This window comes from Microbacterium sp. NPDC088619 (assembly GCF_044752825.1).
In the GTDB taxonomy this organism is placed as follows: Bacteria; Actinomycetota; Actinomycetes; order Actinomycetales; family Microbacteriaceae; genus Microbacterium.
Genome location: NZ_JBIVLZ010000001.1, coordinates 545662 through 564470, shown reverse-complemented (window position 1 = coordinate 564470; position 18809 = coordinate 545662). Strand labels below are relative to the sequence as shown.

The 18809-nt window shown below is 67.3% G+C and carries 19 protein-coding genes and 1 tRNA gene; 11 read left to right on the top strand and 9 right to left on the bottom strand.

The window, feature by feature from the left end; genetic code table 11:
• Nucleotides 1–26 precede the first annotated feature (26 nt).
• Nucleotides 27–1484 (top strand): amidohydrolase, encoded by a 1458-nt coding sequence (locus ACIP5T_RS02885; protein ID WP_400860432.1) that lies wholly within the window; start codon nucleotides 27–29, stop codon nucleotides 1482–1484.
• Nucleotides 1485–1543: 59 nt separating this feature from the next.
• On the opposite strand, the gene ACIP5T_RS02880 is transcribed toward ACIP5T_RS02885, so the two are convergent.
• Nucleotides 1544–2029, bottom strand: coding sequence for a Dps family protein (locus ACIP5T_RS02880; protein WP_400860431.1), 486 nt, complete (start codon nucleotides 2027–2029; stop codon nucleotides 1544–1546).
• A gap of 140 nt (nucleotides 2030–2169) precedes the next feature.
• On the opposite strand from ACIP5T_RS02880, the gene ACIP5T_RS02875 reads away from it, so the two are divergent.
• The 3 genes from ACIP5T_RS02875 to ACIP5T_RS02865 all read left to right on the top strand — a co-directional run bounded on the left by ACIP5T_RS02875 (nucleotide 2170) and on the right by ACIP5T_RS02865 (nucleotide 3898).
• Nucleotides 2170–2706, top strand: a complete 537-nt coding sequence (locus ACIP5T_RS02875; RefSeq protein ID WP_400860429.1) for a gamma carbonic anhydrase family protein — start codon at nucleotides 2170–2172, stop codon at nucleotides 2704–2706.
• Between the two features lie 29 nt (nucleotides 2707–2735).
• Nucleotides 2736–2809, top strand: a tRNA-Ile gene (locus tag ACIP5T_RS02870).
• Nucleotides 2810–3199: 390 nt separating this feature from the next.
• A complete protein-coding gene (locus tag ACIP5T_RS02865; RefSeq protein ID WP_400860426.1) occupies nucleotides 3200–3898 on the top strand; it encodes a hypothetical protein in 699 nt (232 codons plus the stop codon).
• A 25-nt stretch (nucleotides 3899–3923) separates the two neighbouring features.
• On the opposite strand, the gene ACIP5T_RS02860 is transcribed toward ACIP5T_RS02865, so the two are convergent.
• The 6 genes from ACIP5T_RS02860 to ACIP5T_RS02835 all read right to left on the bottom strand — a co-directional run bounded on the left by ACIP5T_RS02860 (nucleotide 3924) and on the right by ACIP5T_RS02835 (nucleotide 8392).
• The gene (locus ACIP5T_RS02860) at nucleotides 3924–4550 is read right to left on the bottom strand and encodes a hypothetical protein (protein WP_400860424.1); all 627 of its coding nucleotides are present in this window, start codon (nucleotides 4548–4550) and stop codon (nucleotides 3924–3926) included.
• A gap of 11 nt (nucleotides 4551–4561) precedes the next feature.
• A complete protein-coding gene (locus tag ACIP5T_RS02855) occupies nucleotides 4562–5395 on the bottom strand; it encodes an endonuclease/exonuclease/phosphatase family protein (protein ID WP_400860422.1) in 834 nt (277 codons plus the stop codon).
• Nucleotides 5392–6198, bottom strand: coding sequence for a glycosyltransferase family 2 protein (locus ACIP5T_RS02850; protein ID WP_400860421.1), 807 nt, complete (start codon nucleotides 6196–6198; stop codon nucleotides 5392–5394). The genes ACIP5T_RS02855 and ACIP5T_RS02850 overlap by 4 nt, the downstream gene beginning before the upstream one ends.
• Before the next feature lie 103 nt (nucleotides 6199–6301).
• Nucleotides 6302–6634: a hypothetical protein gene (locus ACIP5T_RS02845; protein ID WP_400860419.1), complete on the bottom strand. Its 333-nt coding sequence runs from the start codon at nucleotides 6632–6634 to the stop codon at nucleotides 6302–6304.
• A gap of 86 nt (nucleotides 6635–6720) precedes the next feature.
• The gene (locus tag ACIP5T_RS02840) at nucleotides 6721–7659 is read right to left on the bottom strand and encodes a helix-turn-helix transcriptional regulator (RefSeq protein WP_400860417.1); all 939 of its coding nucleotides are present in this window, start codon (nucleotides 7657–7659) and stop codon (nucleotides 6721–6723) included.
• Nucleotides 7640–8392 (bottom strand): exonuclease domain-containing protein, encoded by a 753-nt coding sequence (locus tag ACIP5T_RS02835; protein ID WP_400860415.1) that lies wholly within the window; start codon nucleotides 8390–8392, stop codon nucleotides 7640–7642. Before ACIP5T_RS02835 ends, ACIP5T_RS02840 begins: the two co-directional genes overlap by 20 nt.
• Before the next feature lie 80 nt (nucleotides 8393–8472).
• Between ACIP5T_RS02835 and ACIP5T_RS02830 the strand changes: the two genes are divergently transcribed.
• Nucleotides 8473–9372, top strand: coding sequence for an alpha/beta fold hydrolase (locus ACIP5T_RS02830; protein ID WP_400860413.1), 900 nt, complete (start codon nucleotides 8473–8475; stop codon nucleotides 9370–9372).
• Here ACIP5T_RS02830 and ACIP5T_RS02825 read toward each other — a convergent pair.
• Nucleotides 9344–9817, bottom strand: a complete 474-nt coding sequence (locus tag ACIP5T_RS02825; RefSeq protein WP_042536698.1) for an Lrp/AsnC family transcriptional regulator — start codon at nucleotides 9815–9817, stop codon at nucleotides 9344–9346. The two genes, ACIP5T_RS02830 and ACIP5T_RS02825, sit on opposite strands and share 29 nt — an antisense overlap.
• 168 nt (nucleotides 9818–9985) lie before the next feature.
• Here ACIP5T_RS02825 and pdhA point away from each other — a divergent pair, with 168 nt between their 5' ends.
• From pdhA to ACIP5T_RS02810, 3 genes are read left to right on the top strand one after another with little or no spacing between them, the layout of a single operon-like run.
• Nucleotides 9986–11101: a pyruvate dehydrogenase (acetyl-transferring) E1 component subunit alpha gene (pdhA, locus tag ACIP5T_RS02820; RefSeq protein WP_400864580.1), complete on the top strand. Its 1116-nt coding sequence runs from the start codon at nucleotides 9986–9988 to the stop codon at nucleotides 11099–11101.
• 2 nt (nucleotides 11102–11103) lie between these two features.
• Nucleotides 11104–12114: an alpha-ketoacid dehydrogenase subunit beta gene (locus ACIP5T_RS02815; protein ID WP_400860411.1), complete on the top strand. Its 1011-nt coding sequence runs from the start codon at nucleotides 11104–11106 to the stop codon at nucleotides 12112–12114.
• Nucleotides 12111–13475 (top strand): dihydrolipoamide acetyltransferase family protein, encoded by a 1365-nt coding sequence (locus ACIP5T_RS02810; RefSeq protein ID WP_400860409.1) that lies wholly within the window; start codon nucleotides 12111–12113, stop codon nucleotides 13473–13475. The genes ACIP5T_RS02815 and ACIP5T_RS02810 overlap by 4 nt, the downstream gene beginning before the upstream one ends.
• Here ACIP5T_RS02810 and ACIP5T_RS02805 read toward each other — a convergent pair.
• Nucleotides 13468–14061 (bottom strand): TetR/AcrR family transcriptional regulator, encoded by a 594-nt coding sequence (locus ACIP5T_RS02805; protein WP_400860407.1) that lies wholly within the window; start codon nucleotides 14059–14061, stop codon nucleotides 13468–13470. The two genes, ACIP5T_RS02810 and ACIP5T_RS02805, sit on opposite strands and share 8 nt — an antisense overlap.
• A 112-nt stretch (nucleotides 14062–14173) precedes the next feature.
• Between ACIP5T_RS02805 and ACIP5T_RS02800 the strand changes: the two genes are divergently transcribed.
• The 3 genes from ACIP5T_RS02800 to ACIP5T_RS02790 are packed head-to-tail and all read left to right on the top strand — an operon-like array spanning nucleotide 14174 to nucleotide 18803.
• Complete coding sequence (locus tag ACIP5T_RS02800) at nucleotides 14174–15727, top strand: carboxyl transferase domain-containing protein (protein WP_400860406.1); 1554 nt, start codon at nucleotides 14174–14176, stop codon at nucleotides 15725–15727.
• An 8-nt stretch (nucleotides 15728–15735) separates the two neighbouring features.
• Complete coding sequence (locus ACIP5T_RS02795; protein WP_400860404.1) at nucleotides 15736–17652, top strand: biotin carboxylase N-terminal domain-containing protein; 1917 nt, start codon at nucleotides 15736–15738, stop codon at nucleotides 17650–17652.
• 2 nt (nucleotides 17653–17654) lie between these two features.
• Nucleotides 17655–18803, top strand: a complete 1149-nt coding sequence (locus ACIP5T_RS02790; RefSeq protein ID WP_400860403.1) for an acyl-CoA dehydrogenase family protein — start codon at nucleotides 17655–17657, stop codon at nucleotides 18801–18803.
• The last annotated feature ends 6 nt before the right edge of the window (nucleotides 18804–18809 follow it).

Genomic DNA, 18809 nt, shown 5'->3' with positions numbered 1-18809 from the left:
GGGAGCGGGTCGGCACACTTGTCGGGGTGCGGGTCTCCGGCCCTGGGAAAGAATTCCTGATCGACGACGAACCCGTCGACATCTTCGTCGAGGACGGCCGAATCACTGACATCGCCCCGACGGGAGCTCTCGCGCCGCAGGGCGAGACCCTCGAAGGGAACGGAGCATGGGCGGTGCCCGGCCTCTGGGACAACCACGTCCACACCGTGCAGTGGGCACTGGCTGCGGAGCGCGTCGCCCTCGGCGGTGCGGCCTCCGCATCGGAAGCGGCTGCGATCATGGCGGCAGCGGCACCCCTTCCGGACGGGCGGAAGGTGGGCAGCGGATTCCGCGATGCGATGTGGCCCGATCACCCCACACTCGCGCTCCTCGACAGTGTCACCGGGGGCGTGCCCACCTACCTGATCAACGCGGATGTGCACAGCACGTGGCTCAACTCGGCGGCCCTGCGGATCGAGGGATTCGACAGCGTCGACGGAATGCTGCGCGAGCAGGACGCGTTCGAGATCTCCCGTCGACTGAATGCCGTGGATCCTGATCGCGGCGACGCGGCGGTCCGGGACGCGGGCGAGCGAGCAGCGTCCCGAGGGGTCACAGGTCTGGTGGACTTCGACATGGCCTGGAACGCCGACGCGTGGCCACGTCGAGTCGCGGCGGGGTTCGCCGCTCATCGCGTCGAGTTCGCCATCTATCCGTTCGACCTCGAGCGAGCCATCCGTGCGGGTCTGAGGTCGGGCGAGCTGCACCAGGCCGAGGACGCACCGGAAGCCGGGCGCGACCTGATCCACGTCGGGCCGCTGAAGATCATCAGCGACGGTTCGTTGGGCACGCGGACCGCCGCGTGCTCGCACGCATATCCGGGTGATCCTGAGAACTTCGGAGTGCTCACGGTGCCGCCGGCAGAGCTCGTGGATCTCCTCACCACCGCCACCGGAGCGGGACTCGCGGTCGCCGTGCACGCGATCGGCGATCGCGCCGTCACCGGTGCTCTCGACGCCTTCACCGCGTCAGGCGCGGTCGGGACGATCGAGCACGCCCAACTGGTCAGGCACGCCGATCTCGCGCGGTTCGGAAGGCTCGGCGTCGTCGCGAGCGTGCAACCGCAGCACGCGCTCGACGACAGAGATCTCGTCGGACGGCACTGGGCTGGGCAGACCTCGATCGGATACCCGCTGGGCGCCCTGCGCGACGCCGGAGTGGAGTTGCGCTTCGGATCCGACGCACCTGTGGCGCCGCTCGATCCGTGGCAGGCGATCGCCGCCGCTGTCACCCGCACGGACGACGACCGCGATCCCTGGCACCCCGAGGAGCGCCTGACGCGCGAGCAGGCTCTCCAGGCGAGCGTCCGCAGCGCCGTGCGTCCAGGCGAGCTCGCCGACATCGCGCTGTGCGGCTACGACCCTCTGACCGCCTCGGGAGCGGAACTGCGCGGGATGCCGGTGACGGCGACGATGGTGGCGGGTCGGCTCACCCACGGCGGATGACGCCCGGAGCACGAAGAAGGGCACCGGAGAACCGGTGCCCTTCTTCGTCAGACGGTTGCTTACGCGGCGATGTGCGACACGAGGAACCAGCGGTCCTTCTCGAGTCCGCGCATGATCTCGATCGCGACGTCCTGGCTCGTGAGGTCGACCTCGTCGAGCCCGTCGATCGCAGCCTTCACGTCGACGAGGATCGCGTCGATGTCGGAGATGACGGCGCGCACGAGCTCATCGGACTGGGTGAAGCCCGCGGGAACCGAGGTCGCGCTGCCCTTGGCAGCCACGGCGCTGATGCGCGCGTCGATCGGCAGACCGAGGGCGACGATCCGCTCGGCGGCGGTGTCTGCGAAGTCCCCAGCGTGCGCGACGATCGTGTCGAGGAGCTCGTGAACGCCGACGAAGTTGGCGCCGCGCACGTGCCAGTGCGCCTGCTTGCCATCGATCGTCAGCGCCTGAAGTCCGAGCACGACGGGGGAGAGGAACTGTGCCGCTGCAGCTGCCACGGTCGGGTCGCTGGCGGTGGTGGAAACGGTCTGTACCTTGCTCATCTTGACTCCTCCGGAGTTGTCTCTTCGTGCCTGATGATGACAACGCTACTCGTCTGAAAACATTCCGCAAGCAAGCGAAGGCTCGGCTTAGTGCCCCGGAATCACGCGGAAATTCGGCGTTCAGAGGATAGTCTCACCTCATGAGCATCGCAGCAGGAGCCTCTGTCCTCGCGCTCCCGGGGAAGGCACCGTCGTTAGCCGACGACGTGTTCATCGCCGAGGGAGCTCGCGTCGTCGGCGACGTCTCGATCGCTGCGGGTGCGAGCGTCTGGTACAACGCCGTGCTCCGGGGCGACTCGGCAGCCATCACCATCGGCCCCGGCAGCAACGTGCAGGACAACGTCTCGGTCCACGTCGATGCGGCTCATCCCGTCGTGGTCGGAGCGAAGGTGTCGATCGGTCACAACGCGGTTGTCCACGGATGCATGATCGGAGACGGTTCGCTGATCGGCATGGGGGCTGTCGTCCTCAGCGGCGCCGTCATAGGCGCAGGCTGTCTCATCGCTGGGGGAGCAGTGGTGCTCGGAGGCACCGAAGTGCCCGACGGTTCGTTGGTGGCCGGGGTTCCCGCGAAAGTGCGCAGATCGCTCAGTGACGATGAGCGCGCGGATCTGATCGCCAATGCCGACATCTATCTGGGGCACCTGGAGACCCACGGCGCCGCCACGCCGATATGACCGGGTTCGCCCGATAGGCTGGTCGTCACGGGGCGGTGGCCAAGCTGGTTAAGGCAGTGGGCTCATAACCCAACGATCGCGGGTTCAAGTCCCGCCCGCCCTACTCCTGACTCTCCAGAATCCGCGAGTTCCGCGTCGGGTCTCAGCCCGAGCGTCGAGGACCAGGGCAACAATTACGCAAGCACGGAATCTCCCGGGCGGAGCCGACGACCAAGCAGGACAACCCGCCCGTGTTCAGTCTCACGCCTGCGGGGCGCGGCTCCGCCATCTGCGGCGGCCCGAGGACGTGCCACACTCGCCGACGAAGACGGTGAGGCGAGCGATGGCGCGCTTCATATCGCCACGCTCTGGTCCTCCGTCCACCAACGGCGTACATTCGACCCACCAACACGTCGCGCGATGCCCCTTCTCCAGCGAAGCAACAGACCTTGCCCCAGAGTGTCGCCCAGCCGTTCTCGGCCGTGGTTCATGCAATCTCTCGAAGGAGAACCCGATGCGGAAGACGATCAAGGATGCCTTCGCTGCGTCTGGAGTTGCACTCTGCGGGATACTGCTCGCAGGGTGCGCATCGCCCTCATCCCACGTTGCGGAGACGTCAGTTCCAGTACCGACCGCGTACGACCTGATCGGGGACTGGAATTCCCCCGATTTCGACGTCGAACCTGTCACCGAGGTTGACGAGATGACTGCGTTCTCGGAAGCAGGAATCATCGGTAAAGTTGCCGGATTCACGCAAGGGGAGCTCGACACGAACGCACCCGAAGGCACTCCGAATTACTCGCCCGTTCTGCTGAGGATCGATGTCAGCCGAACAGTTGCCGGTGAACTGACGGACCCGACAAGTAAGTCGATCTACGTCGCCTTGCCTGGCACCCTGGGCGCCTCCGAGTACGAAAGGAGCGTCGGCGCGGGGACCCCCGTGGTGGTTTACGTCAACGACATCACTTCCGCCGACGGGCTCGTGGGCATGTCTCTGAGGAGTGGCGCACCTGAGGGGACGACCATCTACACAGTCACCCATCCCTCGGGATTGGCGTTTGAGCTCGGCGCCGGCGACGGGCCGAACCAGCGCTCGACCGCGAGCGACGAAGCCGTACTCGTCTTCCCGTATGAATCGGGAGTGGCGCGAGGCGTCGGCGTCGACGACTTGGTTCCTGGAGAAGAAGTCCCCGTGCTCGTCCAAGCCCCTTGAGCCCATCCCGCTTTCGTCTGCGGGTTCACGTCCCGCCCGCCCTACTCCTGCTGTTCGATCCGGCCACCTGACCTGTCGAGCGCGGTCGCCTCAGAGATGATGTCGCGAGGATGACGCCGGCGGCGACGCCGCCGAGTCCGCCGAAGACCATGTCGCCGATCGTGTCCTGGTACGTGACGAAGATCTCGTCGCTGAGGTAGGCCCAGCCCAGCCACTCGACCATCTCCCACATCGCGCTGAGTGCGAGGGCCAGGAGCGGTGCGAGGACGAGCGGAGTTCGCGGCCGGGCGCCGTGGTCGCGAGTCATCGTGACGACCTCTGCCCGGGTGAGGATCAGCGCGGCGATGATGGTCAGAACGCCCGTGCAGACCAGGTGCACGACCAGATCCCACCCCGGGATAGTCCGGTACAGGTCGAGGACGTTGCTCCACGCGGCCACGAGCACGGTCGCGCAGACCGCCAGATCGAACCACCCGCGCAGACCCAGCGCTCGTGGCAGCATCAGGGCCGGAAGAGCGAGTGCGGCGATGCCGGCGTCCGTCGGCCCGAGCCAGATCAGAGCAACGCCGACGCCGATGATCCCCAGAACGCGCAGAGCGTCTGCAGACCACTCCGCGAGGGAATGAGGCGGGCGGAGGAAGTCCTCTCTCACTGTGTCTTCTTTCACTGTGTCTTCCCGTCCAGATGCAGCAGCGCCTGCACTGCCAGGTGATCGGAGGGTCTGATCCCGTCGAAGACACGTGCGTTGATGGCGGCAGCACGCACCCGCACGTCTCGGCTGACGAGCATCCAATCGACGCGCCGCCCCGTGAGACGCGGTCGCCCATATCCGTTGAGTGTGCTCCACAGCGGCGTCAGCCGATCTTCCGCGGCGCTCCAGGTATCCGTGAGCTCCGCGTGCGAGAGAAGCGCGCGTACAGCGCCGGAGCGGGGACCGGCATTGAGATCCCCCATCACGATCGTCGGCAGGCCACGCTCGCGGACCACTGCGGAGATGGCCTCGGCCGATCGTCGTCGCGAACGAGAGGACAGGTGGTCGAGATGAGTGTTGACGACGAGGAACCGCACGCCCGTCGACCTGTCGGTGAACTCCGCTGTCACGAGAATGCGGGGGAGGACGTTGCCCCAGGACCGACTGCCCCGTTCGTCAGGGTGCGCCGAAAGGGCCCGCTGCTCCCATTCACGAAGCTCCAGTCGTTCCGCGTCGTAGACGAGGGGAGTGCCCTCGCCCGTGCCTTCGCGAGTTCTTCCTCTGCCCACGAACCGGTGAGCGGGGCTGAGTGCTCGGGTGACGACCGTCATCGCGTGCGGGAGCACCTCTTGCAGCCCAAGGATCGTCGGCAGTTCCGAGCCGAGCAGTTCGGCGACGGCCGGGGCACGGACGCTCCAGCGGTCGCGTCTCGGAGACAGGGGGCCGTCCATGGCGCGGCGGAGGTTGAACGACATCACGTGCAGCGACGGTGCGGCGGCCGAGCCGATCAGCGGGGACCTGGTCATCGCGTCCTCCGCGGTGCGGGGCCGAGCAGACGACGTCGGATCAACAGACGTGCCCATCGGACGGGCGGGAAGTCGCGCGGCCAGTGCACGAGCACGCTGCGAAAGCCTCGGTGCACACGCCTGCCGAACTGGCCTGCGGTGAATGGTCTCATCGACATCCCCATCGACTCACCCGGGAGCCGAGCGATCCGGTGGTTCTCGCCGAGGTGGAAGGCGAGGTCGAGGTCATCGTGGATGTGAGGGTCGCCCCGATGCACGTCGGCACGCACCGAGTGCCACGCCTCCCTGCGGAACGCGAGGTTCGAGCCGAACAGCGGCCGATGGCCGAGTGTCACGCGCAAGACGCTGGAGTAGGCCCCGAGATAGAGCCGAGCGAGCGGGATGCGAAGTGCGTGAGGTCCGTCGGTGAATCGTGCCCTTCCGGTGACCGCGTCGGTATTCTCGTCCTCCCGGAAGGCGGCGAGGACGGCGGAGATCCAGTCAGGATCAGGTACGCAGTCGGCATCGAGGCGGAGTATCAGATCACCGCGCGCGGCGTCGTATCCGGTGGACGCCGCAGCCGAGATGCCGGGTTCGAGGCATGTGAGCACCCGTGCGCCGGAGGCGTGAGCAACGGATGCCGAGGCGTCGGACGAGTCGTTGTCGACCACGATGATCTCGTCGGCCGGCGACTGCTGCGCGCCCAGAGCCCGCAGGCACCGCGCCAGCAGCACCGCGTCGTCCTTGACCGGGATGATCACGGAGGTCGTGGGGGAGCGGGCGGGTCGCGTCCACGGATCGATCGAAGGCGCACTACCCGTCACGTGGTCCTCGTTTCGTACCGTCATCGTGACGATCGTGTCATCGATCAGCAGAGCGGACGAGGGACTTGACACCGGCGGAGCGCACCCCGACTGCGCAGGGGAGTCAGCGAGCGTCCACGGCCTGCAGGTCGGACGAAGGCTCGATCAGCTCGTCGACGAGAGTGATGCCACCGCTCGAGTTCGCCGAATGAGCGAGATCCTCGATCCATCGACGGCTGAGTTCCGGCGCCTCACTCTCGTCGAAGACGAACCGCAGGGGGATGGAGGGATGCAACCACACCGTCGAGCGGCCTTCGGGATCGCCCTCCGGGTGCTTCCAGGTCAGTGTGAAGCTCTCGTTGCGACGCAGTTTCGTAGCGACGACGACTTTGAGGTGCGCGAGTGCCCGATCGTCGATATGGATCGGCTCCGAGGCGCCGTAATAGAGAGAACCCATATCTCGGAATATATGCGTCCGGGCGCATCCCTTCGCGCCGCCCGCCCTCGGCGCGCGACGCACACGAACAATCTGTTCGCAAACTGTCATCGGCGGTGCTTCGTCGCGGTCACAGAAGGAAGCACGCCGAAGGTGTCGCGATACGCGGCTGCGAACCGGGAAGGATGCGAGAAACCCCACCGGCGGGCGACTGCGGCGACCGTCGAATCCGCCCCGGACTGCAGGTCGCGATGGGCGCCGTCGAGGCGCGCTCGTCGCAGCGACTCAGCCGGTGTCGAATCGAGTGCTCGTCGGAACGCGTACTGCAATCCCCGTGTCGAGATGTGGACGGATGCCGCGACGTCATCGACGGTGATCGGACGGTGCGAGTTCTCGGCGATGAAGTCGAGAGCACGGCGCACCGTCACCGGGGCCGCAGTGCTCTGCGTCGGGCGATGGCGATCGAACCGGCTCGTCGTCGCGAAGGCCGCGAGCGTCGTCGCGGCCGCATGCCGTGCCAACTCGCTGCGGAGGATCTCGTCGTCGTCCGTGCTGTTCTCGAGAGGTGCGGCGCTCTGTTCGAGATAGGCGAACATGCGATCCCAGGTCGCGGCAGCGTACGCGGAGCGCGGGGAGAGATCGGCTATGCGAATGGAGAGGTCATCGTCACCACTGATCCGCTGGGCGAGTTGCGACAGCGAGTCGCGTTCGAAGACGAGTGCTGAGACTCGGGCTCCCGCGTCCCATCGCGCATGCACCCGTGGTCCGTCGGAGATCCACGGGCGACTCGCATCGAGATCGCCCCGATCGGAGTGCACCCGTGCGTCCGGACCGTCCACTCGGCACACCAGAACCTGGTCGTGGGGTTCTGCTGTCGAGCGGACCTCAGCCGCGAGGTCGTAACGAACGAGGCTCACACCCCCGAGATCCGCAGAGTGCCAATCGAAGCGGAACCGCGCGGGGTCGACGTCGTGCAGGACTGCCGAGGGGACATACTGCTTCCACGTGCTCTCCACGCGCGAGACGTCACTGGTTCGAAACCGCATCGCGAGGCACCTCCTCGGGGGTGCGGTGTGCTCGCACCGGCCACGTGCCGTCGAGGCGCTCCTCAGGGTCGAGGCGACCGATCCGGATGAAGTACTCCGTGAGGCTCGCCGCCTGGGAGCGGGCCCACCCGATCTGGCGGGTGTGCAGTTCTTCGAGAGTCTCGGGAAGCATGAACTGCCGCGCCAGTGCCTGAGCGACCCGGCCTGCGGCTACCGCATCCGCAGCCGCCTCATGGGCGTCCTCGAGTCGCACGGCGTAGAGAGCGGCGACCACCTGCAGGGTGCGTTTTCCCGGGCGATACCTGTCGTACGCTTTGTCGATCACGAGAGGGTCGATGATCGGGGAGGGATTCTCCAGCGGGGCGATTCCGTGGCGATGCGCTTCGTGCGCCAGGAGGGAGAAATCGTATGCCGCGTTGTACGCGACGATCGGAACCCCCTGCGAAAGCAGGGATCTGAGGGCAGCGGTCACTTCGCCGACGACCTCAGCACCTGGACGTCCGTGCCGGCGGGCGTGCTCGGTGGTGATGCCATGCACGGCGGTGGCACCGTCGGGGATCGGCATACCGGGATCCGACAACCAGTCTTTCGCGGCGATCTCGCGTCCGTCGGCATCGAGGAGCCCCACATGAGCGGTGACGACCCTGTCGTGCTCCACATCGACACCGGTGGTCTCGAGATCGAACACGCCTACACGGGTGATCCAGTGCGGGAGCGCGGGGATCGGGGGCATGATCTCACCGTAGAACCGGGGTCCGACATCCGCGCGGAGGCACACGGAGAGTACGCAACCGTCGACTCTAGACTTGGTGCATGAGCGTCCCCTCTCCCTACGCAGACCGCCTCAGCCGATTGCCGGTCGTTCGCCACGAGGTCGAGGTGAGAGGCGGGACCACCGTGTTCTGGGAGTACGGACCCGCTGACGCCGACGTGACGATCATCGCGGTGCATGGATTCCGAGGTGAGCACCACGGCCTCGAGCCGGTCCTCGCTTTCCTTCCCGAGGTTCGTGTGATCTCTCCCGATCTTCCCGGATTCGGCGAGACGGCACCCGTCGTCGGACGTTCCTACGATCTCGACGAGTACGTCGCGTGGCTCACGGAGTTCGCCGCGGCGGTGGCTCCCGGAGCGGTGGTGCTCGGACACTCTTTCGGATCGATCGTCGCCTCCGCGGCGGTCGCCGCGGGCCTCGAGACACCGCGACTCATCCTGATCAACCCGATCGGGGCACCTGCGCTCGAGGGGCCGAAGGGCATCATGACGCGCCTCGCCGTCCTGTACTACTCGCTCGGGGCGCGCCTGCCCGAGCGAGCGGGCACAGCGCTCCTGCGCAATCGTCTGATCGTCAGGGTCATGAGCATCACGATGGCCAAGACGTCGGATCCGCAGCTGCGGCGGTTCATCCACGACCAGCACGACACCTATTTCTCGCGCTTCGCCGACCGCGACGTCCTGCGGGATGCGTTCGTGACGAGCGTGTCGCATGACGTGAGCGAGTTCGCCTCATCGATCTCGACGCCCACGCTGCTCATCGCTGCCCAGCGAGACGACATCACCCCTATCGAGGTCGAGCGACAGCTCGCGACCCGCTTCGACGACGCCACTCTGGTCGAGATCGCCGAGGTCGGTCACCTCATCCACTACGAGACGCCTGCTGAAGCTGCGGGCGCGGTTCGCCGATTCCTCAGGATTCCCGTCGCGCGAGGCCGATGAGGCCGGCGACGCGGAATGGGATCACCTCGCCCATGGCGAGAGAGGTCTCGGTGCGTTCGACGCCTTCGATCGACAGGATGCGGGCGTCGGTGTCGAAGAGGTGCCGGGCGTCCCTGCACGCGACGCGCGCGAGCAGGTCGATCGATCCGCTGAGTCCATGCGCCTGCACGACCTCGGGGATGCGCGCCAGCTCGTTGATGATTCGCGGCAGCTCGGTCTGACGGACCCCGATGCTCACGAACGCCTGAAGAGGGAACCCGAGCACATCGGTCGAGAACGACCGCTCGTAGGACTGGAAGATCCCGGTCTGCTCGAGTCTCGCCATACGGGCCTGAATGGTGTTGCGCGACAACCCGAGGTTCTCCGCGAGCGCCACGATCGTGACGCGCGGGTCGTCGGCGAGGGCTGCGAGGAGTTCCAGATCAATGCGGTCAAGTCCGGCCATACTGCCAAACGATAGCAGGGTGGCTACCGCCGATATTTGGCAACATGCTCAAGCCGATCGCGGTTGCTTGAGCGAGGTGATGAGCGGACGTACGCTCAAGTCAACCGGCGATGAGGCCGGGGCCGAGCGTAGAACCCGTGACGACGGCCACGAATGAGGAGGACGATGATGTCACCGCAGATCACCCCGATCGCCGACACGGCACAGGATCTCGAACTCTCCGAGCGCATCCTCTCACCGGAGGGCGAGCGAATCCCGAACCCGTTGCTCGATCCCTACGTCGATGACGTCGATCCGGCGCAGCTGCGGGCGCTCCATCGCGACATGGTCATCCTCCGACGCATCGACGCAGAGGGCGTCGCGCTTCAGCGTCAGGGACAGCTCGGGCTCTGGGCGCCCTGCCAGGGACAGGAAGCGACCCAGATCGGCACCGCGCGGGCACTCGCTCCGAGCGACTACGTCTTCCCGAGCTACCGGGAGACAGGCGTCATCTACGCACGCGGCGCGAAGCCCGGCGACTTCGTCCGCATGTGGCGTGGCGAGGAGGGCGCCGGCCATGACCCTGCCGAGCTTCGGGTCGCTCCGCTGCAGATCATCATCGGAGCGCAGACGCTGCACGCCGTCGGCTATGCGCTCGGCATCCGCCATGAAGGAACGGACGAAGTCGCCGTCACCTACTTCGGCGACGGCGCCACGAGTCAGGGTGATGTCAATGAGGCGATGATCTTCGCCTCGTCGTATCAGGCCCCGGTCGTCTTCGTCTGCCAGAACAACCACTGGGCGATCTCGGAGCCTGTGACGGTGCAGTCGAAGTACCCGATCGCGGGACGGGCGCCCGGGTTCGGAATCCCGAGCCTCCGGGTCGACGGCAACGACGTTCTCGCGTGCATGGCCGCGATGCGCTGGGCGCTCGCGCACGCCCGCTCGGGAAGGGGCCCCGCTTACATCGAGGCCGTCACGTATCGGATGGGTCCGCACACGACGGCCGACGATCCGACTCGCTACCGCAGGGACGACGAGCTCGAGGCATGGCGTCGCCGCGACCCCATCGCGCGTCTGGAAGCGCATCTGCGGTCTATCGGCGAGCTGAGCGATGAGCATGTCGCTGAGACGCAGAACGCCGCGGACATCGCGGCACGCGAGATGCGCGCCGAGTGCCTGAGCATGGTGACGCGCACACCGCTCGCCGTGTTCGACGGCGTCTATGCGGAGCCGCACGCGGGGCTGGAGCGTCAGCGGGACGAGTACGCCGCGTACCTGGCCTCCTTCGACGGCGAGGTGTGAGCATGACCCAGCTCACTCTCGGCAAGGCGCTGGGCGCCGGTCTTCGCCAGGCGATGCGCGACGACGACAAGGTCGTGCTGCTGGGGGAGGACATCGGCAGGCTCGGCGGTGTCTTCCGCATCACGGACGGACTCCTCGACGAGTTCGGCTCGAAGCGCGTGATCGACACGCCCCTCGCGGAGTCCGGCATCGTCGGCATGGCTGTCGGGCTGGCGTTCCGTGGCTATCGGCCGGTCGTGGAGATCCAGTTCGACGGCTTCGTGTACCCCGCGTTCGATCAGATCGTCGCTCAGGTCGCCAAGCTGCACTATCGCACACAGGGTCGGGTCAGGATGCCGATCACGATCCGCATCCCGTGGGCCGGCGGGATCGGCGCGGCCGAGCACCACTCGGAATCGCCGGAGGCGTACTTCGTGCACACGGCAGGACTGCGGGTGATCGCCGTGTCGAATCCTGAGGACGCTTACCGGAGCCTGCGTCAGGCCATCGCGTCGGACGACCCGGTGGTCTTCTTCGAGCCCAAGCGGCTCTATCACCACAAGGGCGAGGTCGACCTGGACTCACCGCTGGCGGATTCTGCGCCGATGGGACTCGCGCGCGTCGTGCGAGCAGGCGACGATGCGACCCTCATCACCTACGGAGCGATGGTGGCGACCGCGTTGCAGGCGGCCGAGGCTGCCGAGGACGACGGCATCTCGCTGGAGGTGATCGACCTGCGTTCACTGTCGCCCGTCGACTACGACACGGTCGCGACGTCGGTCCGAAAGACCGGACGGGTCGTCGTCGCCCACGAGGCGTCGCGTGAGGCGGGCGTGGCTGCCGAGGTGATCGCGAGCATCACCGAGCGATGCTTCGAGTACCTCGAGTCTGCCCCGCTGCGTGTGACGGGGCATGATGTTCCCTATCCGCCGGCCAAGCTCGAGAAGTACCACCTGCCGGACCTCGACCGGCTGCTGGATGCCGTCGACCGCGTGCTCGATCGTCCGAACAGCCTGACGGGAGCAGACGCATGAACGCGGAATTCCGACTGCCGGATCTCGGTGAGGGGCTGACCGAGGCCGAGGTCGTTCAGTGGCTCGTCGCGCCCGGCGACACGGTCACGCTCAACCAGACACTCGCGGAGGTCGAGACGGCCAAGGCGATCGTCGAGCTTCCTTCTCCCTACGAAGGGGTCGTCGCCGCCCTGCACGCTGAGGCGGGAGAGACGATCGCAGTGGGGGCTCCTCTCATCGAGTTCGATGTGGAGGGAGTCGATGAGTCGCCGTCGGCGGACTCAGCCGCAGGCGAAGGGCAGGAGAAGGCACAGCCCAACCTCGTGGGCTACGGAGCCGCACCCACGGCGTCGGGGCGGCCCGCTCGCCGCGCCCGTCGCGCAGCCGGCGTCAGGGTGACGACCGACACCGCTGTGCTCGAGGCGGCACCGCATGACGCCTCGCCCACTGCGAACGTCGAAGTCGTCGTCGAACGGCCCCGCTCCACCCCTCCGGTGCGCGCGTACGCGAAACGCCTCGGCATCGACCTGGCTCTCGTGGCCGCATGGGTCGGAGATCGCGTGATCACTCGGGGCGACATCGACGATCACGTCTCTCGCACCGGAGCGTCCGCCGAACAGGCCGCCCCGGCCCCACGACATGCAGCGGTTCCGAATGACGCGAGCGGGCTCCAGGGACCCTCGCGAGAGACGCGAATCCCCATTCGCGGAATTCGCAAGCGCACCGCGGCCGCGATGGTCGAGAGTGCATTCACCGCGCCGCACGTCACGGTCTTCCACACGGTCGACGTGACATCGACGATGGAGTTCCTCGAATCGCTGCGAGGAGACCGGTCACTGGCCGAACACCGGATCGGTCCGCTCGCGGTCGTGGCTAAAGCGGTGTGTCTCGCGCTGAGCCGCGCGCCCGGTCTGAATGCGCGGTGGGACGAGGCCGCCGGAGAGATCGTGCAGTTCGGTTACGTCGATCTCGGCATCGCCGCGGCGACCGAACGCGGACTCATCGTGCCGCACATCCGCGACGCGGAGGCACTGAGTCTCATCGAGCTCGCGGATGCCGTGAAGTCACTGGCCACCACAGCGCGGGAGGGCAGGACATCTCCGGCGGAACTGTCCGGTGGCACGTTCTCGATCTCGAACATCGGGGTGTTCGGAGTCGATGCGGGCACGCCGATCCTCCCGCCGGGACAATCGGGGATCCTCGCTGTCGGTGCTGTCAGACGCCGTCCATGGGAGCACCGCGGCGAGATCGCCCTGCGCCAGGTGATGACTCTCAGCCTCTCGTTCGATCACAGGATCGTCGACGGAGCCGAGGGCGCGAAGTTCCTCAAGGACGTCGCCGATGTGCTGGAGGAGCCGGGTCGGGCGATGCTCCTCAGATAGTCGCTCGGAGCGCCGATTCCGCCATCGCGGCGAGCACTGCCGCGGTGGCGGAGTGCTGTCTGGCTGCTGCCCGCGTGCTGTGCGGTGTCGAGTTGATCAGCCCGAAGCACGCCTGCACTCGCAGCCGGAGCTCGTCGGCGTCGGCCTCGACGAGGGGCTGCAGTGTGTCTATCCAGAGCTCGATGTAGGCGCGCTGCAGTCGTCGGACCGCGGCGTGATCGTGAGGTGCGAGGTGCACGACGTCTCGATCGTGCACGCGGATCACGTCGGCGTTGCCGAGCGCGAAATCGACATGGAAGGCGACGAGCGCGCGGACGCGCTCCTCGGGAGTGGGGCCGTCAGCGGCGACCCGGGTGCCGCCCGCGACGAGATCGTCGCTCACCTTGATCAGCACGGCGCCGAGAAGCGCCTGCTTTCCCGCGAAGTGGCGGTATACGGCCGGGCCGGACACGCCCACTGCGGCGCCGATGTCTTCGAGACTGACGCCGTTGTACCCGCTTTCGGCGAATAGTCGGGCGGCCTCTCGGAGGATCGCGTCCGACCGCTCCGCCTTCGCGCGATCGCGCGCTGTGAGGGGGCTTGTCATCTCAGTTAATCCTCGCTAACCTGATGCGGTCGGTTAGTGAACACTAACCGAGAAAGCATCGAGTGCGCCAGGGCGATGACGCCGGCGCCCTGTGGTCGAGGAGGACGTCACGATGCCCGCAACCCAGCAGTCCCTCGCTGCCGAGCTGCACGAACGGCTGGCTGCAGCATCCAGCGGCGGTCCCGAAGCGTCTCGTGAGCGGCACATCGCTCGGGGCAAGCTGCTTCCGCGAGATCGAGTGACCAGACTCCTCGACGAGGGCAGCCCTTTCGTCGAGATCGCACCGCTCGCCGCGGACGGGCTTTACGGGGGAGAGGCGCCGGCCGCCGGAGTGATCGCCGGGATCGGTCTCGTGCACGGACGCCACGTGATGGTCGTCTGCAACGACGCCACCGTGAAGGGCGGAACGTATTACCCGCTGACCGTCAAGAAGCACCTGCGCGCGCAGGAGATCGCGCTCGAGAATCGTCTGCCCTGCCTGTATCTCGTCGACTCGGGCGGCGCTTTCCTTCCTAAGCAGGACGAGGTGTTCCCCGATCGGGAGCACTTCGGCCGCATCTTCTTCAATCAGGCGCTGATGTCCGCGGAGGGCATCCCGCAGCTGGCCGCTGTGCTCGGTTCGTGCACGGCCGGCGGCGCCTACGTCCCGGCGATGAGCGATGAGACCGTGATCGTCCGGGACCAGGGCACGATCTTCCTCGGTGGCCCGCCGCTCGTCAAGGCGGCGATCGGCGAGGTCGTCTCGGCCGAAGAGCTGGGCGGCGGCGAACTGCACGCCCGGCGCAGCGGAGTGGTCGACCACCTCGCCGAAGACGACGAGCACGCGCTGGAGATCCTGCGTGACATCGTGGCCACGCTGCCGGCGCCTCTCCACCCGGTGTGGGAGGTGCAGGACACTCGTGAGCCCGCGGAGTCGGGGTCGCTCTACGACGTCGTCCCCGTCGACGTCAACGCCGCATACGACGTGCACGAGGTCATCGCGAGGCTGATCGACGGCGACACGTTCCGGGAGTTCAAGGCGGAGTACGGCACGACGCTCGTCACCGGGTTCGCGCGGCTGCACGGGCATCCGGTCGGGATCGTGGCGAACAACGGCGTGCTGTTCAGCGAGTCCGCGCTGAAGGGCGCGCATTTCATCGAGCTATGCGATCAGCGCGGCATCCCCCTGGTGTTCCTGCAGAACATCTCAGGCTTCATGGTCGGGTCGGACGCTGAGGCAGGGGGCATCGCGAAGGACGGAGCCAAGATGGTCACCGCGGTCGCGAGCACGCGCGTGCCGAAGCTCACGGTGATCATCGGCGGCTCCTTCGGCGCAGGCAACTATTCGATGTGCGGACGGGCCTACTCGCCGAGATTCCTGTGGACGTGGCCGGCCAGTCGCATCTCGGTGATGGGCGGCGCCCAGGCGGCGTCCGTTCTCGGAACGGTCAAGGACGACCAGCTCGCGGTCCGCGGGCAGACCTGGAGCTCCGACGAGCGAACGGCCTTCGAACAGCCCATCCGTGAGCAGTACGAGACTCAGGGCGAGCCGTATTACGCCACTGCTCGCCTGTGGGATGACGGCATCATCGACCCGGTCCAGACCCGCGACCTGCTGGGGCTCGCCCTCGACGTGGTCGCGCGAAGCCCCCTGCCGGAGCCCCGCTTCGGCCTCTTCAGGATGTGACCGCCACTATGAACAGCTCTGCCGCCCGCGAGTTCGACACCGTCCTCGTCGCCAATCGAGGCGAGATCGCACGCCGCATCATCCGCACGCTGCGGACCATGGGCATCCGCAGCATTGCCGTGTACAGCGATGCGGATGCCGACGCGCCCCACGTGCGCGAGGCCGACGATGCTGTGCGGATCGGCGCGGCCCCGGCCGCCGAGTCGTACCTCGACATCGACGCCGTCATCGCCGCCGCGCGTGCGACCGGAGCGCAGGCCATCCACCCCGGCTACGGCTTTCTCTCTGAGAGCGTCGGGCTGGCGGAAGCCTGCGCTGAGAGCGGCGTCGTCTTCATCGGGCCGTCGATCGACGCGCTCCAGATCATGGGAGACAAAGCCAAGGCCCGCGATCATGTCGTCCGATCGGGAGTCCCCGTGGTGCCGGGGTTCGACGCGAGAGGTCTGTCGGATGCGGAGATCTCCGAGGAGGCGGACGCTGTCGGCTACCCCCTGCTCGTGAAACCGAGCGCGGGGGGAGGCGGAAAGGGGATGGAGGTCGTCGAGGCGCCGGCCGGCCTGGCCGCCGCCCTGGCCTCTGCGCGACGGGTCGCGCGATCGGCGTTCGGTGACGACTCACTGATCCTCGAGAAGCTCATCCGACGCCCCCGCCACATCGAGGTGCAGGTATTCGGCGACACGCATGGCACCGTGATCGCCCTCGGCGAGCGCGAGTGCACGCTTCAGCGTCGCCACCAGAAGGTCATCGAAGAGGCTCCCTCTGCAGGCATCCCCGACACGACCAGGGACCGTCTGCTCGAGGCCGCCACGCAGGCCGCGGCGAGCGTCGCGTACGTCGGTGCCGGCACGGTCGAGTTCCTGATCGACGCGGATGCCCCGGACCAGGTGTTCTTCATCGAGATGAACACACGCCTGCAGGTCGAGCATCCCGTCACCGAGGAGGTGACCGGACTCGACCTCGTCGCCCTGCAGATCCGTGTCGCCGCTGGAGGACGTCTCGACCCCGCGCCGCCGGTTCGCGGGCACGCCTTCGAGGCCCGCGTGTATGCCGAGGCGCCCGAGCGCGGGTTCCTTCCCTCGACCGGTCGCATCCTGCTCTTCGACCCGCCTCAGGGCGTGAGGGTCGATGCAGCGGTCGAGACCGGCAGCGAGGTGACGGGATTCTACGATCCGATGATCGCCAAGGTGATCGCTTTCGGAGATGATCGGAGCACTGCTCTCCGCCGCCTCGACGACGCCCTGAGCAGAACCGTCGTGCTGGGCGTGGACACGAACATCGCCTTCCTCCGGCGGCTCTGCCGCGATGAGCGGGTGGCGGCCGGCGACCTCTTCACCGGGCTCATCGAGACTCTTCTGCCGTTCGAGGAGGAGCCGCCGTCGCCGACGATGCTGGCGGCTGCAGGCCGCGCCGTATCGCACGTCGATGACGCGGTCGGCGAAGCGAGGAGGGGTCGACGGGCGGGTCAGGTGTGGGAGGCGCTCACCGCTCGCGATCGTCGAGAGGTCTCGTTCCTCACTGACCATGGCGAGGTGATCCCCGCGCCTGCGTCCGCCGGTCCTCGATCCCGTGCGGCGGTCGCGACGGACGTCGACGGCGACATCTGGGTGAGCGAGGAAGGGCGCACGGCACACCTGCGACCGCTGGATCGCAGGGCCCGCATGCTGCACCGCCTCGAGGCGCGAGAACGGCGTGCGTCCGAGAGCAGACCGGACGCGCGCTCCCCGATGCCGGGAAGCGTCGTGGCCGTGCACGTCCGCGACGGTGATGTGGTGACCGCGGGCACTCCTCTCGTCTCGATCGAGGCCATGAAGATGGAGCACCCGGTGCTCGCCCCCCACGACGGGACGGTGCGCCTGACGGTCGCCGTCGGCGACCAGGTACGACGCGATCAGCAGGTCGCACATATGACGACGGAGGAGATGTGAGCATGTACGAGCTGACCGAGGAGGAGCGCGAGCTCGCCGCGATGGTGCGCGACTTCGCCGAGACGGTCGTCGCGCCGCAGTCCTACGAAGCGGACCGCACGCACACCCTCTCGATGGACGTCGTGACCCAGATGGGTGATCTCGGACTGTTCGGTCTTCCATTCCCCGAGGAGTACGGCGGCCAGGGAGGCGACTACATGGCCCTGGGCATCGCGATCGAGGCGCTCGGGCGCGTCGATCAGTCGATCGCCATCACTCTCGAGGCCGGAGTCAGCCTCGGAGCGATGCCCGTGTTCCGCTTCGGGTCCGAGGACCAGAAGCACGAGCACCTGCCTGACCTGCTCGCCGGCCGCGCCCTCGCGGGGTTCGGTCTCACCGAGCCGGAGGCCGGCAGCGACGCGGGAGCGACCCGCACGACCGCTCGTCGTGACGGGGGTGAATGGGTCATCGACGGGTCGAAGCAGTTCATCACCAATTCGGGAACCCCGATCACCCGGTTCGTCACCGTCACCGCCGTCACCGGCAACGAAGGCGGGCGCAAGCAGATCTCGACCATCATCGTCCCCAACGGCACCCCGGGATTCACCGTCGAGGCACCGTACGACAAGGTCGGATGGAACGCGTCCGACACGCATCCCCTCAGCTTCGCGGGCGCACGCGTGCCCGCGGGCAACCTTCTGGGGAAGGAGGGGAGCGGCTTCCGCAACTTCCTCAGCATCCTCGACGAGGGACGGATCGCGATCGCCGCACTCTCGACCGGTGCGGCCGAAGGCTGCCTCGAAGCAGCAGTCGACTATGCGAAGAGTCGCACGATCTTCGGCAGCGCCCTCAGCACGCGGCAGAACGCGCAGTTCACTCTCGCGCGCATGCGCGCGAGAGTGCACACCGCTCGTCTCGCCTGGCATCATGCAGCGCGTCTCCGCGACGCGGGTCGACCGTTCGCCGAGCAGGCCGCGATCGCGAAGCTCGTCGCAGGAGAGGCTGCCATGGACAACGCCAGGGATGCGACGCAGATCTTCGGCGGCAACGGCTTCATGAACGAGTTCCCGGTCGCCCGTCACTATCGCGACTCGAAGATCCTCGAGATCGGTGAGGGCACCACCGAAGTGCAGCTGCTGGTCATCGCGCGGGCGCTCGGACTCGCCGGGTAGCGTGGC

What these genes read in the sequence shown, in the direction of transcription:
- ACIP5T_RS02880 (WP_400860431.1), bottom strand. Translation starts at nt 2,029, where the DNA reads ATGAGCAAGGTACAGACCGTTTCCACCACCGCCAGCGACCCGACCGTG.
- ACIP5T_RS02875 (WP_400860429.1), top strand. Translation starts at nt 2,170, where the DNA reads ATGAGCATCGCAGCAGGAGCCTCTGTCCTCGCGCTCCCGGGGAAGGCA.
- ACIP5T_RS02865 (WP_400860426.1), top strand. Translation starts at nt 3,200, where the DNA reads ATGCGGAAGACGATCAAGGATGCCTTCGCTGCGTCTGGAGTTGCACTC.
- ACIP5T_RS02855 (WP_400860422.1), bottom strand. Translation starts at nt 5,395, where the DNA reads ATGACCAGGTCCCCGCTGATCGGCTCGGCCGCCGCACCGTCGCTGCAC.
- ACIP5T_RS02845 (WP_400860419.1), bottom strand. Translation starts at nt 6,634, where the DNA reads ATGGGTTCTCTCTATTACGGCGCCTCGGAGCCGATCCATATCGACGAT.
- ACIP5T_RS02840 (WP_400860417.1), bottom strand. Translation starts at nt 7,659, where the DNA reads ATGCGGTTTCGAACCAGTGACGTCTCGCGCGTGGAGAGCACGTGGAAG.
- ACIP5T_RS02835 (WP_400860415.1), bottom strand. Translation starts at nt 8,392, where the DNA reads ATGCCCCCGATCCCCGCGCTCCCGCACTGGATCACCCGTGTAGGCGTG.
- ACIP5T_RS02830 (WP_400860413.1), top strand. Translation starts at nt 8,473, where the DNA reads ATGAGCGTCCCCTCTCCCTACGCAGACCGCCTCAGCCGATTGCCGGTC.
- ACIP5T_RS02825 (WP_042536698.1), bottom strand. Translation starts at nt 9,817, where the DNA reads ATGGCCGGACTTGACCGCATTGATCTGGAACTCCTCGCAGCCCTCGCC.
- pdhA (WP_400864580.1), top strand. Translation starts at nt 9,986, where the DNA reads ATGTCACCGCAGATCACCCCGATCGCCGACACGGCACAGGATCTCGAA.
- ACIP5T_RS02815 (WP_400860411.1), top strand. Translation starts at nt 11,104, where the DNA reads ATGACCCAGCTCACTCTCGGCAAGGCGCTGGGCGCCGGTCTTCGCCAG.
- ACIP5T_RS02810 (WP_400860409.1), top strand. Translation starts at nt 12,111, where the DNA reads ATGAACGCGGAATTCCGACTGCCGGATCTCGGTGAGGGGCTGACCGAG.
- ACIP5T_RS02805 (WP_400860407.1), bottom strand. Translation starts at nt 14,061, where the DNA reads ATGACAAGCCCCCTCACAGCGCGCGATCGCGCGAAGGCGGAGCGGTCG.
- ACIP5T_RS02800 (WP_400860406.1), top strand. Translation starts at nt 14,174, where the DNA reads ATGCCCGCAACCCAGCAGTCCCTCGCTGCCGAGCTGCACGAACGGCTG.
- ACIP5T_RS02795 (WP_400860404.1), top strand. Translation starts at nt 15,736, where the DNA reads ATGAACAGCTCTGCCGCCCGCGAGTTCGACACCGTCCTCGTCGCCAAT.
- ACIP5T_RS02790 (WP_400860403.1), top strand. Translation starts at nt 17,655, where the DNA reads ATGTACGAGCTGACCGAGGAGGAGCGCGAGCTCGCCGCGATGGTGCGC.